Source organism: Staphylococcus sp. HMSC034G07 (genome assembly GCF_001835975.1).
Taxonomy (GTDB): domain Bacteria; phylum Bacillota; class Bacilli; order Staphylococcales; family Staphylococcaceae; genus Staphylococcus; species Staphylococcus ureilyticus.
Genome location: NZ_KV826611.1, coordinates 17,024 through 31,986, shown reverse-complemented (window position 1 = coordinate 31,986; position 14,963 = coordinate 17,024). Strand labels below are relative to the sequence as shown.

The window sequence follows — 14,963 nt, the reverse complement described above, 5'->3', positions numbered from 1 at the left end:
TAAAGTTAATTAACTTGTTATTTACTCAGTATTGCAGTTTATTTCAATCTAAGAAGATTTGTTAAAATTCAATTACAAGTCATTAACTTTGTTCAATAGCTCTTTCTAAGTGGATAAAATCATTGTATACTCTAGGTAACAACAAAGCATTTGGAGGGTTGCTAATGTTTAAAATTGAGTTGTTTTCTAATAAAAAGTTATTAGAAGGATTTTTACTATTCCAATTGACAATAGTAATGATCAGTATATTGCTATCGTATAAATTTGCTTATTTATTTGCTTCAGTTATAGAGCAAAATATCTTATTTAATTTAATATATGGTATTTTAGGTTTTACAATTGTTTATTTCATACATGAATTGATTCATAACTTGATGTTTCGCATTTTATCAAAAGGTCAAAAACCAATTTATCGAGTTAAATATGGTTTGGTAAAGTCACATATGCCACAAGTTTATTTTAAAAAATGGCAATATAGCTTGATTATGTTAGCCCCTTTAATTGTTATATCATCCATTTTATTTATCGTATTTTTTATTACGCCTTATTCATCTATCATATTTATAGCAAGTTTCCATATTGGCTATTGTATTATGGATTTATATTTACTTTCCGGCGTATTAAATGACAAGGTTGAAGTGATAGAAGACACTGAGGATGGTATTAAATATTATACAAAAAGCCCTTCAAATGAATTGCAAGCTGAACCAAAATCATAAAAAATAATTAATCTGAGTTAGTATTACTACTATATACGCAGTTGTTTTTATGGATCATTGCGTGTTAAAAAAGTGGTTAGCTAACTCTTTTTTGTATGTTTTTTTTGTTATGAGCATATATTATGTAACAAAATCATTTAGATTGTAAGATAAATATCAAAAGCATCATAATATGAATTTTAAAAGGGAGGTGTGTGCATTGTCAGAAAGAAGGATTATTCATATAGATATGGACTATTTCTTTGCTCAAGTAGAAATAAGAGATAATCCAAATTTGGAAGGGAAGCCAGTCATCGTCGGTGGAAAGGCAAGTGGTAGAGGCGTGGTGTCAACAGCTTCTTATGAGGCAAGAAAATATGGTGTTCATTCTGCAATGCCCACCGCACAAGCTCATAAATTATGTCCGAATGGTTTTTATGTATCACCTAGATTTGAAGCTTATAAAGAAGCTTCAAATACAATTATGAATATTTTTAAAAGTTATACTGAAATTGTCGAACCATTGTCATTAGATGAGGCTTATTTAGATATTACGCATTTAGTGCGACCTGATTTACCGGCGTCTATGATTGCACAATATATTCGCAGAGATATATACGAAGCAACTAAGTTAACATCCTCTGCAGGTGTCTCATACAATAAATTTTTGGCGAAGTTAGCGAGTGGTATGAATAAGCCTAATGGTCTAACTATTATTGATTACAAAAATGTACACAATATATTAATGGGATTAGATATTGGAGATTTTCCAGGGGTGGGTAAAGCTTCAAAAGAAAAAATGCATGAACATAAAATTTATAATGGTCAAGATTTGTATAATCAAAGTGAACGTGAATTAATTCGTCTTTTTGGAAAACGCGGTTATGGATTGTACAATAAGGCAAGAGGTATAGACAATAATGAAGTGAAAGCTACAAGAATTAGAAAATCCGTCGGCACAGAACGTACTTTTGCAACTGATATTAACGATGATGATCAAATTCTGCAAAAAATATGGGAATTAAGTCATAAAACAGCTGAACGCTTAGCCAGAATTCAAAAATCTGGCAAAACCGTTACTGTTAAAATTAAAACTTTTAAATTTGAAACTTTGTCAAAACAAAGAAGTTTGAGAGATCCAGTAAGAAATGAGACGGATATTTATAATATTGCTTATAGTTTATATACTGAACTAAAAGATTCAGAAACACCAATTAGATTGGTTGGTGTGACAGTGGGTAACCTAGAAAAGGCGACCTATGAAAATATGACAATTTACGACTATATTTAAGTAAAATACAAAGGTAATATAGACTGATTTTAAATCCATTAATCTTTATCTTTTAACTGTTTACCAAATATTGATAACATACTGTTTAAATCATCATAGTGTTGTAATAGTCGAAAGGTAATCATTGCACATGCTTTCGCATCATTTAAAGCATCGTGATGACCATGAAAATCTAGATTGTAATAATGCATCATGTGGCTCAACCCATAACGATGACTATTTATTGTTTTTCTAGACAGTTGTAGTGAACAAAAATAAGTAATTGTTGGTGTTTCTTGTCCAATTTGTTTAATGCTGTCATACAACACATTCATATCAAAGGCTGCGTTATGAGCAACTACTGGTAAACCATCAATGAATTGCATCATATATGGATATACTGATTCAAATGTCGGCGCATCTTTCACATCATTTGGATTAATACCATGAACTGCAATGTTTTGTTTTGAAAAATAGTCATTTGGATTAACTAGTGTGTAAAAAGATTCTGTAATTTGATGATTGATCACTTTGACCATTCCCACTGAACATATACTCGTTCTTTTTCCATTTGCAGTTTCAAAATCTAAAGCAATATAAGCATTGGCTGTCATCAAGCAAGAATCCTTTCTCTTATAGAATATGTTATGACTTTATATAATTCTCTTTTCGAAGTCAAGTGAGTAAAACTCAATGAAACAAATAGTTGCATCTGCTAGTCTTTGCTGCTGACTCATAAATACTTAAAAAGCATGCCAACATCATTGGCATGCTTTTGTATAGTCATTAATAACTATATAGAAATAAGTAGTGAGTTACCACACTAACTCTATGCTTCATCTTCATTAAATGAACGTGAGGCTAATTCTTTCTCATATAAATATAAAGTATTACTATCATCACCGATACGTTTTAAGTAATCAATATGTGTATCAAACATTGATTCTTCTTCGACTTGTTCATCTAGGAACCAATTTAAAAATGAAATCGTAGCATAATCTTTATCTTTATTAGCTAAATCAGATAAGTTATAAAATCTGCGTGTTACGTCTTGTTCTTGAGCTAAGCCATCTTCAAAGGTTTCTAAGATACTTGTGAATTCAGATTTAGGTGCTGGTATCGAATTAAAGATTGCTTGTTCACCACGATCATTGATGTAATCATAAATTTTCTTACCATGAAATCTTTCTTCTTTTGCTTGCTGGATATAGAAATTAGCAAAGCCTTCGTAGGATTTGCTATCACAATATGCAGCCATTGCCATATAGGCGTGTGCAGCAAAATATTCGTGATTCATTTGTTCATTTAATGCATCTAATAATTCTTTATTCAACATAAGTCAAAGCCTCCATGTATCATTTTTTATTAGTATAGCAAATTTATTCTCATTCGTAAATAATAATTATTCTAATCTGGGAGGTTGATATATATTTGCATTGAGAATTGTTTGGAATACAACTTAATCGTGTTATAATATTTGAGTGAATAGTAGAGGAGGAAGTAGATGAGACAATGGACTGCAACACGCCTAGCGAGATTGGCAAGACAAGTAAGTCGTACTGTTGGGAAAAAAGGAACAGACTTACCAGGTCAAGTCGCTAGAAGAGTGGATAAAAATATTTTAAGAGAATTAGCATCTCATGTTGATGAGATTGTATTTATAAGTGGTACAAATGGGAAAACGACTACATCAAATTTAATAGGTCATACGTTAAAAGCAAACCAAATTGAAATCATACATAATAATGAAGGTGCAAATATGGCTGCTGGAATTACATCAGCTTTTATTTTGCAACTTAAAAAAAATACTAAAATTGCAGTTATTGAAATTGATGAAGGTTCTATACCAAGAGTACTAAACGAAGTTACACCTACAATGATGGTCGTCACTAATTTCTTTCGTGACCAAATGGATCGATTTGGGGAAATCGATATTATGGTAAATAATATTGCAAAAGCAATTGATAATAAAGGTATAAAATTATTATTAAATGCCGACGATCCTTTTGTTAGTAGATTAAAGATAGCAAGTGATACTGTTACTTATTATGGTATGAAAAAGCATGCGCATGATTTTGAACAAAGTTCTATGAATGAAAGTAGATATTGTCCTAATTGTGGTAGTTTATTACATTATGATTATATTCATTATAACCAATTAGGCCATTATTATTGTGAATGTGGTTTTAAACGAGAAAAAACAAAATATGAAGTATCTCAATTTGATTTAACTCCATTTCTTAACTTAAATGTTGGTACTACAACATTTAATATGAAAATTGCAGGCGATTTTAATGCATATAATGCAATTGCTGCTTATACCGTGCTCAGAGAACTTGGATTAAATGATGCGTCAATTCGAAAAGGGTTTGAAACTTATACTTCTGATAATGGCAGAATGCAGTATTTTAAAAAGGGTACCAAAGAAGCTATGATCAATCTAGCAAAAAACCCTGCCGGTATGAATGCAAGTCTCTCGGTCGGTGATCGAATAGAAGGGAATAAAGTTTATGTTATCAGTTTAAATGATTATGCTGCGGACGGACGTGACACATCTTGGATTTACGATGCTGATTTTGAAAAATTAGTGAATCAACAAATAGAAGCTATTATAGTTACAGGTTCACGAGCGGAAGAGCTACAATTAAGATTAAAACTTGCAGAGATTAATGTACCGATCATATTAGAAAGTGATATCTACAAAGCGACTGCGAAAACAATGGAATATACAAATAGCTTTACTGTAGCAATACCTAACTATACTTCACTTTCCCCTATGTTAAAGCAATTGAACCACTCTTTTGAGGAGGACAAAGTAAAATGAATGAGTTGACGGTCTATCACTTTATGCCCGATAAATTAAATTTATATAGTGATATAGGAAATATCATTGCACTTAAACAACGTGCTAAACGCCGTAATATCGAACTAAAGGTAGTAGATATTAATCAGACAGAAAATGTTACTTTCGATGAATGTGATATCTTTTTTATTGGTGGCGGTAGTGACAGAGAACAAGCATTAGCAACACAAGAATTAACTAAAATTAAAAGCAAGTTGAAAGATGCGATTGAAGATGGCTTACCCGGTCTAACTGTGTGCGGTGGTTACCAATTTTTAGGACGTAAATACGTTACGCCAGATGGTACAGAATTAGACGGTTTAAATATTTTAGATTTTTATACAGAATCTAAAAAAGATCGTTTGACAGGAGATATTGTAATCGAAAGTAATACTTTTGGCACAATAGTTGGATTTGAAAATCATGGGGGACGTACTTATCATAATTTCGGGACTTTGGGAGAAGTTACGCATGGTTTTGGTAATAATGATGACGATGCCAAAGAAGGTATTCATTACAAGAATTTATTAGGTACGTATTTACATGGACCCATACTACCTAAAAACCATGAAATTACAGACTATCTATTAGAAAAAGCGTGTGAACGCAAAGGCATTGTATTCGAACCGAAAGAATTAGATAATACTGAGGAAGAAGCAGCTAAGAAAGTCATTATTGAACGCGTTTCTCAACAGAAAAAATAGAATTTCGACTTTATTAAAACATAAAAAATAGCCTAGGACAAAGGTCCTAGGCTATTTTTTATGTTACGTATTTAATGTTATTCTTTAAGCAAATCGACTATTTAAAATTCTATAAATTAATAGTATTTCATAGACAATATGACTTTTTAATTGGTTTTTATCAAACTCATCTAAACCTTTGACCGTGGATTTAAGTAATGACGCTGATTCAGGATGACGTTCAAAATGTCCGGTACTATGTATATTATTTATACTGTCAGCAATATTCAGCATAGCAAGTTGCTCTTCTTTAGTAAAAGTAACCTGCGTGTCTTTTGGCAAATAAACTAAGTTAGATAGGTGTGTTATGAATAATCGATTTGTATGTGTACGTGTAGTTAAAGACTTTAAACGAATCCATTCTGAATGATGATGTTTATGATAACTGAGTTCGTCTTTTTGATAAGAAAGCAACGTTTCGACTTTTTGATTTAAATTTAATAAAGTGGCAAGTTGTTGATTGGTCGATCCATTATAAAATTTACCAACAACTAGTTGGCGTATACGCTTATGAAATAGTGCATACATTTTTTCTTCTGTTAAATTAATAGCATCATCCAGTTGATCATAATATTTGGGTGGTAAGACAATAAAGTTTACTAATCCAGCTGTTACTAATCCAATAATAGCTGTTAATAGTCTGGAAAAGAAATTAAAATAATAAGCATCATGTATACCAGGGATCATAGCCATTGCGGTTAATGTTGCTACAGTAGTACCAACTTGTAAGTTCAATTTTGTACATAAAATAATGGTGAATGTTGCACTAAATGCATAGGCAAAAGCAGATTGATCACCAAAAATAAAAGTGAAAATCACGGCAAATAATGCACCAATAATTGTAGCAGGAAGTCTTCTATACCCTTTTATTAATGAAGCCTTAGCGGTTGGTTCAATTGTGACTATAGCTGTTAATATAGCGAAAATTGGGTTTAAATTTAAGGCTAAACAAAAAAGAGCAGTTAAAAATGTAGCTAAACCTGTTTTTATTGTACGTGCACCAACAATATTTTTATACCAAGAATCATTCATATTAAAACTCCTATATAAATAAACGTTTAATGATTTAACCAGAATTGTAAAACTGGTTATGTCATTACTTCGTTAAAATGTTAAACTATATATGATAAAAATTTTCTAATTTATTATATCAAAAAAAGTCTGCTATAATAAGAAGGAATATAATTTACAAAAAGGAACGGGATAAAATGATTGTAAAAACAGAAGAAGAATTAACAGCACTAAAAGATATTGGATACATTTGTGCACTTGTCAGAGACAAAATGCAAGAAGCTACTAAACCTGGTATTACTACAAAAGAACTTGATGATATTGCAAAAGATTTATTTGAAGCACATGGAGCTATTTCAGCGCCAATTCATGACGAAAACTTTCCAGGCCAAACTTGTATCAGCGTAAATGAAGAAGTGGCACATGGTATTCCTGGAAAACGAAAAATTCGTGAAGGCGACTTAGTAAATATTGACGTTTCTGCCTTGAAAAATGGCTATTATGCGGACACAGGGATTTCATTTGTAGTTGGTGAAGCGGATAATCCATTGAAACAAAAAGTTTGTGATGTTGCATTAGAAGCATTTGATGCAGCTATGACCAAAATCAAGCCTGGTGCGAAGCTAAGTCAAATTGGTAAAGCAGTCCACGCGACGGCACGTAAAAATGATTTAACTGTGATTAAAAATTTAACAGGTCATGGTGTAGGTCAGTCATTACATGAATCTCCAAGCCATGTGATGAATTATTATGATCCAAAAGATAAAACATTGCTTAAAGAAGGCACTGTAATTGCTGTTGAGCCATTTATTTCTTCAAAAGCAACATTTGTCACAGAAGGTAAAAATGAATGGGCTTTTGAAACGCAAGATAAAAGCTTTGTTGCTCAAATTGAACATACCGTTATAGTAACGAAAGAAGGACCAGTTTTAACTACTAAAATAGATTAGAATGAGTTTCGGTCTAAAGTCCTAATATAAGATGGTTCCGGAGCCTATACTAATGGTTCCGGATATTTTTTATAATAGAATCTAATCAATCATGAGGTGATTCTATGAATTATATTACGACTTATTTAGAAAAAATGACCAAACAAACCTTTTATTCAAGCTTAATTGAGTATAGACAATATCTTGATAAAAAATTAAGAAGTATAGAAATGTACATAAATTATCTATTTGAAAGAAAAACTTATGTAGCTAGGCTAATAGATCATTTAACATTATCTTTAGAAAATAAATATATCGACATTTTAGATGAATCTGATATTGAATGTGCACAGGAAATTGAGCACTATGATATAGAAAAAATTAAAAGTGATTTGAATGAAATGGAAGCAGACTACGCACGTATTGTAGCCGATTTATCACAACAAGCTAAAGAAAAAGTAAATGTTGAAACAGAATGTGATTTAATCGAACAAATTAGTTTAGTCGCTTGAAGAAAGGTGGCGAAACATGACTCATAAATATATATCAACTGAGATGTTGATTGTGTTTACAGCATTAATGATAATAGCTAATTTCTACTATATTTTCTTTGAAAAAATTGGCTTTATTTTTGTATTATTATTAGGCTGTATATTGGTTTATGTAGGATATTTATATTTTCATAAAATACGAGGTTTATTATCATTTTGGATAGGGGTATTACTTATTGCTTTTACCTTATTATCTAATAAATACACGATTATTATATTATTTATATTTTTAATTGTGTTAATAGTGAGATATATCTTTTATAGATTTAAACCGTTGAAAATTATTGCGACAGAAGAGGCAGTAGAATCTCCAGAATTTATTAAACAAAAGTGGTTTGGTGAGCAACGTACACCTATTTATGTTTATAAATGGGAAGATTTACAAATACAGCATGGTATTGGTGATATTCATATAGATATGTCTAAAGCCGCTAATATTAGAGAACATAATACGGTAGTAATCAGACATTTTTTAGGTAAAGTGCAAATTATTGTGCCTTTAAATTACAATATAAAATTACATTTTTCAGCACTTTATGGCAATGCATACGTCAATGAAACATCATATAAAGTTGAAAACAACAATATTAAAGTTATTGAAGAAACAAAAGAAGATAATTATGCTGTTAATGTCTATTTGTCAACATTCATAGGAGATGTTGAGGTGATTTATAAATGAATCACTACATAAGAGCAATAGGGTCGATGTTGATATTAGTTTATAGTACATTTTTCGCTATGTTTTTTATAGATAAAGTATTTGTGAATATTATATATTTTCAAGGTATGATTTATACACAAATCTTTGGTATTCCAGTTTTACTATTTATTAATTTATTAGTTATATTACTATGCATCATAGTTGGCTCAGTATTAGCATATAAAATCAACCAACAAAATCATTGGTTACAAGATCAAATTGAGCGTTCTATTGAAGGACAAACAGTTGGTATCAACGACCAGAATATAGAATTATATAATGAAACAATTGAATTATATCAAACACTTGTACCGCTCAATCAAGAAGTTCATAAATTACGTTTAAAAACACAAAATTTAACGAATGAATCATATAATATGAACGATGTGAAAGTTAAAAAAATAATTGAAGATGAAAGGCAAAGACTGGCTCGTGAGTTACATGATTCCGTAAGCCAGCAACTATTTGCAGCAAGCATGATGCTCTCTGCCATTAAAGAAACTGATTTGAAAGCACCTTTAGATCAACAAATTCCAGTATTGGAAAAAATGGTCCAAGATTCACAATTAGAAATGCGCGCCTTGCTATTACATTTAAGACCAATTGGCTTGAAGGATAAATCACTTGGCCAAGGTATCAAAGATTTAGTAGTTGATCTACAGAAAAAAGTGCCAATGAAAGTCGTACATGATATTGAAGATTTCGACGTTCCTAAAGGCATTGAAGATCATTTGTTTAGAATTACACAAGAAGCAATTTCAAATACATTAAGACATTCAAAAGGTACAAAAGTTACGATTGAATTGTTTAATAGAGAAGAATATTTATTATTACGTATACAAGATGATGGTAAAGGCTTTAACGTTGATGATAAGGTAGAACAAAGCTATGGGTTAAAAAATATGCGTGAACGAGCACTTGAAATTGGCGCAACATTTCATATAGTATCACTGCCAGATTCAGGAACACGGATTGAAGTCAAAGCCCCATTAAATAAGGAGGATTCGTATGCCGATTAAAGTATTATTTGTTGATGATCATGAAATGGTCAGAATTGGTATTTCTAGTTATTTATCTACTCAACCAGATATAGAAGTAGTCGGAGAAGGGCAATCGGGGAAAGATGCAATTGAAAAAGCACATGAACTTAAGCCTGATTTAATTTTAATGGACTTACTCATGGATGATATGGATGGTGTAGAAGCTACAGAACAAATCAAGAAAGATTTGCCACACATTAAAGTTGTTATGCTAACCAGTTATATTGAAGATAATGAAGTATACCGTGCTTTAGATTCTGGTGTAGATAGTTATATTTTAAAAACGACAAGTGCCAGCGATATCGCCGAAGCGATACGTAAAACATATCGTGATGAATCTGTGTTTGAAGCAGAAGTGTTGGTTAAGATGAGGAATCGTATGAAACAACGCGCTGAATTATATGAGATGTTAACTGAACGTGAGATGGAGATATTATTATTAATCGCTAAAGGTTACTCAAATCAGGAAATTGCTAGTGCTTCACATATTACAATCAAAACAGTTAAAACACATGTCAGTAACGTGTTGAGTAAATTAGAAGTACAAGATAGAACTCAAGCTGTAATTTATGCATTTCAACATAATTTAATACAATAAAAAAAGCTAAAACCTAAGCAAATAATGTGTGCCTAGGTTTTAGCTTTTTAAATTTATATATAAAGAAAATTAAGTCGTTTCATTTACATCGTTATTTTTTTCTTCTTCAAGTTGATCAATGGTAATTTCTTCTGGTGTCTTACCTGCAACAACTTTTCTTTGATGCATAATAGCATTGATTTCAGCACCAATGATGATGATAAAACCAGTGATATAAAGCCATAGCATTAATATAATGATACCGGCAATACTGCCATATGTTTTAGAATAATTAGCAAAGTTTGAAATATAAATACCAAATAAATAAGAGCCGCCTAAAAATACGATAGTTGCAAAAATAGCACCAGGTATAACTGAAAGCATTTTAATTTTAACATTTGGCGCTAATGTGTATAAAACCATAAATGCAATTAGAACGACAATAACGGGCAATACAAAACGTACTGTATCAAATACCCATTTCACTTGTTCACCAAGTCCAATAGGCCCAAATAATAGATCGCCAATTTGTTGACCAAATGTAGGTAAAACAAGCGCAACTGGCATTACGATTATCATTGCTAATGTGAATAACACGCTATAGAGTTTAGAAACTACAAAGTTTCTACTATCTTCAACATCATATGCGACATTGAACGAATTCATTAATGCAGTCATACCGTTGGATGCAGACCATAATGCTGCGATTAACCCAATAGATAGTAAGCCACCACTAGCATTGTCCATAATATCACCGATAATAGATGATACTTGTGGTGCGTAATCTTGTGGTACATGTTCCTTAATCATGCTTCTAATTGAACCTTGTTTAATACCGAGATATGGCACAATAGATAACAAGAAAAGTAACATAGGAAATAGTGACAGCATAAAATAATAGGATAATTGTGCTGATAATCCTGATGCATCGTCTTTTCCTATTCTATATACTAAATAAGAGAAAAAATTTGAATCTTTAGTATATTTTGCTGGTTTATTGATACGTGAGACAAAAAATTCTTGATTATCTTTTTTTGGTGATTTCGATTTGAATTCATTTGGTGTTATGTATATGCGATCACGTTCAATTTGTTCGTGCTTATCTTTTTTGTTCTTTTGTTCTTCAACTTCTTTAGTTTCATTCAGAAAATTAGAAGATGTTTTTTCATTTTTAGACATATCAAATCTCCTTGTGTACTGATATTTTACGTATACAGTTTAATATACTGTAAAATCTATTAAAGGTAAATATGTGTTGCCACATTCTTTTGAAATAAAGTATCTTTTGAGAAATAAAATATCAGATAATAAATCAAAAATAAAGAGGGTAGGAAAGAAATCATAACTAACAAGTTGATTTCCAATTCCCACCCCCGCTAAGTTGACTATGTTATATTTCTGCTAGTCATCTTTGACGATTCACTTCAATTTATAAATATGAAATAGATAAACATTTATAATGTTCATTAGTAAAGCTGTTCCTTAATTTTTTAAACGATTATTTTTGCGTTCAACAAAAGTATCCTTTGCATCTTTTAAAGAACGTTCTAACTCAGGATTATTACGTCTAATTTCTTCAATTGCATCTTTCCAATATGAAACTTCATCTTTAATGTTAGAAAATGCTGAAGGCTTTTGTGAACGATTACCTTCTTTAATATCTTTAATTGATTGTTTTAATGATTGGCGTGTAGATTTGTCAGCAAGTGTTGCTGCGCCTCCTATTACAGCACCTAATAATATACCTGGAATTAATTTGTTTTGCATGATGTTGTTACCCCTCTCTTAAATTAGCATCTTTAATAATGAAATCAATTAAATTATCACAAGACGATTGTACCATTTTATACACGCCTTCGAAATTGTTTGTATAATAAGGATCTGGTACATCAGTTTCAGTCATATCACTGAAATCTAACAATTTAAATAATTTTCCTTTAATATTTGGATTAATACTTTGAATATCATCAACGTTGCTTTGATCCATAGCAATAATATAATCAAAGTCGTCGTTAGAATCAAATAGTTCACTAATCATCCCATCAAATGGAATATGATGTTCAGTTAATATTTTTTGTGTCCCTTCGTGAGGTGATTGACCAAGATTCCATTTACCTGTACCTCTTGAAGTGACTTCTATACCATCGATACTTCTATCTTTTAATCTTTGGCGCATTATAGCTTCTGCCATAGGTGAGCGACAAATATTTCCTAAACAAACAAATGCAACTGTAATCATATATTGACCTCCAAATTATATAATCCTATTTCCCATTTTAATGTTTTTTTAATCATTTCTAAAGAGGAATTATGATAAAAGTTTTACAAGGTTAGCAAATTTGATAAAATAAATTAAAAAGAGGTGAGAGTTGTGACTAAAAATAACGAAGAAATGATTGAAGAAATTCGTGATCGTTTAAATCTAGTTAATCAAAGTTTAATCAATCCCGAAAAATATAAATCTGCTGATGCGCAAGAAGTAAAAGAGGTATATGATTATGTAACTTCGAAAGCCTCATTTACGCCAAGTGAAGCTTCAGCAATTGCAGATGCGCTTGGACAAATTCGTAAATAAGGGAGAGTTTAAATATGGGGCAATTACAACATAAAATGAAACAGTACGCTGAATTATTAGCAGGCATTGGCATGAACGTACAAGAAGGCCAACCAGTATTCATCCGTTCAAGCGTAGATGCTTTAGAATTGACACATTACATAGTTGAAGCAGCATATAAAAGAGGGGCTTCAGATGTGAAAGTAGAGTATAGTGATGATCGTTTAGCACGTCTTAAATTTGAAAATGAAACAGTTGAACATTTTGAAAAAAATGAAGTTAAGACATACGAGGTAGCTAAACGCATGGATTATGTTAACCGTGGTGCAGCAAATCTAGCATTAATTACTCAGGATCCAGATTTATTAAATGGTATAGATAGTGATAAATTAGCCACGTTCCAAAGACAATACGCTACAGCATATAAAGGTTATATGGAAGCAAGTCAGAAAAATCAATTTCCTTGGTGTGTAGCTGCATTTCCATCAAAAGCGTGGGCAGCACGTGTATACCCAGAATTAACTGTAGAAGCAGCATATGAAAAATTTATTGATGAAGTCCTAGACATTGTACGTGTAGACGGAAATGATCCAGTGGTAAATTGGGAAAAGCATATTGCAAATTTAAGTAAACATGCAGATAAATTGCAACATAAAAGCTATGAGGCTTTGCATTATATCTCTGAAGGAACTGATTTAAAAATTGGACTTCCAAAAGGGCATATTTGGGAAGATGCAACGAGTTATACAGAGAATGGTCAAGCATTTGTTGCTAATATTCCGACAGAAGAAGTATTCACAGCACCGCATCGATTGAAAGTGAATGGATATGTAACGAATAAATTACCATTAAGCCATAACGGTAATATTATTGATGGATTTACACTTACATTTAAAGATGGTGAAGTAGTAGACTTTAAAGCCGAACAAGGTGAAGAAGTGCTACGTGATTTACTGAATACAGACGAAGGAGCCAAACACTTGGGTGAAGTGGCTTTAGTACCAGACGATTCCCCAATTTCTAATCGGAATACAATATTTTATAACACGTTATTTGATGAAAATGCCTCTTGTCATATTGCATTAGGTTCAGCTTATGGCTTTAATATTGAGGGTGGCACAACGATGACTACTGAAGAAAAATTAGCACATGGATTAAACGATTCACTGGTTCATGTCGACTTTATGATTGGTAGTTCTGATTTAACGATTTATGGAATCACAGCAAGTGGCGAGCAAGAACTGATTTTTGAAAATGGTAATTGGGCTAATTAATCATTTTAAAATAAAAATAGTTTAATCATTAGATATTTTCCAATTAAAATCATCATTTTCGGGGTGGGACGGCGAAATCTTTTTAATAAAAATAGGTTTCTGTCCCACTCCTAATTTATATTTGCTTAAGTTTAAAAAAGGGAAGGAATATATTATGGGAACTACTAAAATGAAATCGATGTCTGAATCGAGAAGTGTTAAAGCAAGACAAGTATTTCCGCAAGATACGAATCATCATCATACAATGTTCGGTGGAATGTTGATGGCTAACATTGATGAAATAGCAGCAATTACAGCAATGAAGCATAGTAACGCACAAGTTGTTACGGCATCTACAGATTCTGTTGATTTTTTAAAGCCAATTAAAACGGGCGATATCGTATCATATGAGGCAATGGTGTCATATGCAGGTACATCATCAATGGAAGTATGTGTACAAATTACAATTGAGGATGTTTTGAAAAATGAAAGGCACCTAGCAGCACTGAGTTTTTTGACCTTTGTTGCACTGAACAATGAAGGTAAACCATCAAATGTACCACAAGTGTATCCAGAATCAAAAACCGAAAACTGGTTTCATGAAACAGCATTAGCGAGGGTTAAACGCCGTAAAGAAAGAAGACAAGAAAGTAAAGAAACAATTGAGTTTTTAGCTAGTGTGCAGCATATTGAATAAAGATAAGGAATGTCTATTCCGAATATGATGATTGAAATCTTAGTTTTGACTAAGGATATTCATCTTATTTGAAAATGACATTCCTTTTTGATTGAATT

General features: G+C 31.6%; 18 protein-coding genes. 12 read left to right on the top strand and 6 right to left on the bottom strand.

The features are described 5' to 3' along the window. The first annotated feature begins 164 nt into the window (after nt 1–164). Entirely contained in the window at nt 165–719 is a 555-nt protein-coding gene (locus HMPREF2586_RS12080) for a DUF3267 domain-containing protein (RefSeq protein WP_070658303.1), read from the top strand. 199 nt (nt 720–918) lie between these two features. Next, entirely contained in the window at nt 919–1,989 is a 1,071-nt protein-coding gene (dinB, locus tag HMPREF2586_RS12075; RefSeq protein ID WP_064209720.1) for a DNA polymerase IV, read from the top strand. A gap of 38 nt (nt 1,990–2,027) precedes the next feature. Here dinB and HMPREF2586_RS12070 read toward each other — a convergent pair whose 3' ends face one another. Then, complete coding sequence (locus HMPREF2586_RS12070; protein WP_046207960.1) at nt 2,028–2,582, bottom strand: 3'-5' exonuclease; 555 nt, start codon at nt 2,580–2,582, stop codon at nt 2,028–2,030. Between the two features lie 215 nt (nt 2,583–2,797). After that, nucleotides 2,798–3,304, bottom strand: a complete 507-nt coding sequence (locus HMPREF2586_RS12065; RefSeq protein ID WP_046207959.1) for a ferritin — start codon at nt 3,302–3,304, stop codon at nt 2,798–2,800. Nucleotides 3,305–3,472: 168 nt separating this feature from the next. On the opposite strand from HMPREF2586_RS12065, the gene HMPREF2586_RS12060 reads away from it, so the two are divergent. Together HMPREF2586_RS12060 and HMPREF2586_RS12055 are read left to right on the top strand one after the other, a co-directional pair. Beyond that, nucleotides 3,473–4,792 (top strand): lipid II isoglutaminyl synthase subunit MurT, encoded by a 1,320-nt coding sequence (locus tag HMPREF2586_RS12060; RefSeq protein ID WP_070658305.1) that lies wholly within the window; start codon nt 3,473–3,475, stop codon nt 4,790–4,792. Next, complete coding sequence (locus tag HMPREF2586_RS12055) at nt 4,789–5,514, top strand: lipid II isoglutaminyl synthase subunit GatD (RefSeq protein ID WP_064209718.1); 726 nt, start codon at nt 4,789–4,791, stop codon at nt 5,512–5,514. Before HMPREF2586_RS12060 ends, HMPREF2586_RS12055 begins: the two co-directional genes overlap by 4 nt. An 84-nt stretch (nt 5,515–5,598) precedes the next feature. Here HMPREF2586_RS12055 and HMPREF2586_RS12050 read toward each other — a convergent pair whose 3' ends face one another. Next, nucleotides 5,599–6,585, bottom strand: coding sequence for an FUSC family protein (locus tag HMPREF2586_RS12050; protein ID WP_064209717.1), 987 nt, complete (start codon nt 6,583–6,585; stop codon nt 5,599–5,601). A gap of 176 nt (nt 6,586–6,761) precedes the next feature. Between HMPREF2586_RS12050 and map the strand changes: the two genes are divergently transcribed. The 5 genes from map (at nt 6,762) to HMPREF2586_RS12025 (ending at nt 10,382) form a co-directional block, all read left to right on the top strand. Continuing rightward, a complete protein-coding gene (map, locus tag HMPREF2586_RS12045; RefSeq protein ID WP_046207955.1) occupies nt 6,762–7,514 on the top strand; it encodes a type I methionyl aminopeptidase in 753 nt (250 codons plus the stop codon). Nucleotides 7,515–7,618: 104 nt separating this feature from the next. After that, nucleotides 7,619–8,005, top strand: a complete 387-nt coding sequence (locus HMPREF2586_RS12040) for a hypothetical protein (RefSeq protein ID WP_070658307.1) — start codon at nt 7,619–7,621, stop codon at nt 8,003–8,005. 16 nt (nt 8,006–8,021) lie between these two features. Further along, complete coding sequence (liaF, locus tag HMPREF2586_RS12035; protein WP_064209716.1) at nt 8,022–8,723, top strand: cell wall-active antibiotics response protein VraT; 702 nt, start codon at nt 8,022–8,024, stop codon at nt 8,721–8,723. Further along, entirely contained in the window at nt 8,720–9,763 is a 1,044-nt protein-coding gene (locus HMPREF2586_RS12030) for a sensor histidine kinase VraS (protein ID WP_046207953.1), read from the top strand. Before liaF ends, HMPREF2586_RS12030 begins: the two co-directional genes overlap by 4 nt. Next, nucleotides 9,753–10,382 carry a response regulator transcription factor VraR gene (locus tag HMPREF2586_RS12025; protein ID WP_019469616.1) on the top strand — a complete coding sequence of 210 codons (630 nt, stop codon included), beginning with the start codon at nt 9,753–9,755 and terminating at the stop codon, nt 10,380–10,382. The genes HMPREF2586_RS12030 and HMPREF2586_RS12025 overlap by 11 nt, the downstream gene beginning before the upstream one ends. Before the next feature lie 69 nt (nt 10,383–10,451). Here HMPREF2586_RS12025 and HMPREF2586_RS12020 read toward each other — a convergent pair whose 3' ends face one another. The 3 genes from HMPREF2586_RS12020 to HMPREF2586_RS12010 all read right to left on the bottom strand — a co-directional run bounded on the left by HMPREF2586_RS12020 (nt 10,452) and on the right by HMPREF2586_RS12010 (nt 12,600). Further along, the gene (locus tag HMPREF2586_RS12020) at nt 10,452–11,540 is read right to left on the bottom strand and encodes a YihY/virulence factor BrkB family protein (RefSeq protein WP_046207952.1); all 1,089 of its coding nucleotides are present in this window, start codon (nt 11,538–11,540) and stop codon (nt 10,452–10,454) included. Between the two features lie 303 nt (nt 11,541–11,843). Further along, nucleotides 11,844–12,128 carry a YtxH domain-containing protein gene (locus HMPREF2586_RS12015; protein ID WP_046207951.1) on the bottom strand — a complete coding sequence of 95 codons (285 nt, stop codon included), beginning with the start codon at nt 12,126–12,128 and terminating at the stop codon, nt 11,844–11,846. A 7-nt stretch (nt 12,129–12,135) separates the two neighbouring features. Next, nucleotides 12,136–12,600: a low molecular weight protein-tyrosine-phosphatase gene (locus tag HMPREF2586_RS12010; RefSeq protein WP_046207950.1), complete on the bottom strand. Its 465-nt coding sequence runs from the start codon at nt 12,598–12,600 to the stop codon at nt 12,136–12,138. 132 nt (nt 12,601–12,732) lie between these two features. On the opposite strand from HMPREF2586_RS12010, the gene HMPREF2586_RS12005 reads away from it, so the two are divergent. From HMPREF2586_RS12005 to HMPREF2586_RS11995, 3 genes are all read left to right on the top strand, one after another. After that, a complete protein-coding gene (locus tag HMPREF2586_RS12005; RefSeq protein WP_046207949.1) occupies nt 12,733–12,936 on the top strand; it encodes a DUF1128 family protein in 204 nt (67 codons plus the stop codon). A gap of 14 nt (nt 12,937–12,950) precedes the next feature. Further along, the gene (locus HMPREF2586_RS12000) at nt 12,951–14,189 is read left to right on the top strand and encodes an aminopeptidase (RefSeq protein ID WP_064209715.1); all 1,239 of its coding nucleotides are present in this window, start codon (nt 12,951–12,953) and stop codon (nt 14,187–14,189) included. Between the two features lie 154 nt (nt 14,190–14,343). Beyond that, the gene (locus HMPREF2586_RS11995; protein WP_070658309.1) at nt 14,344–14,865 is read left to right on the top strand and encodes an acyl-CoA thioesterase; all 522 of its coding nucleotides are present in this window, start codon (nt 14,344–14,346) and stop codon (nt 14,863–14,865) included. The last annotated feature ends 98 nt before the right edge of the window (nt 14,866–14,963 follow it).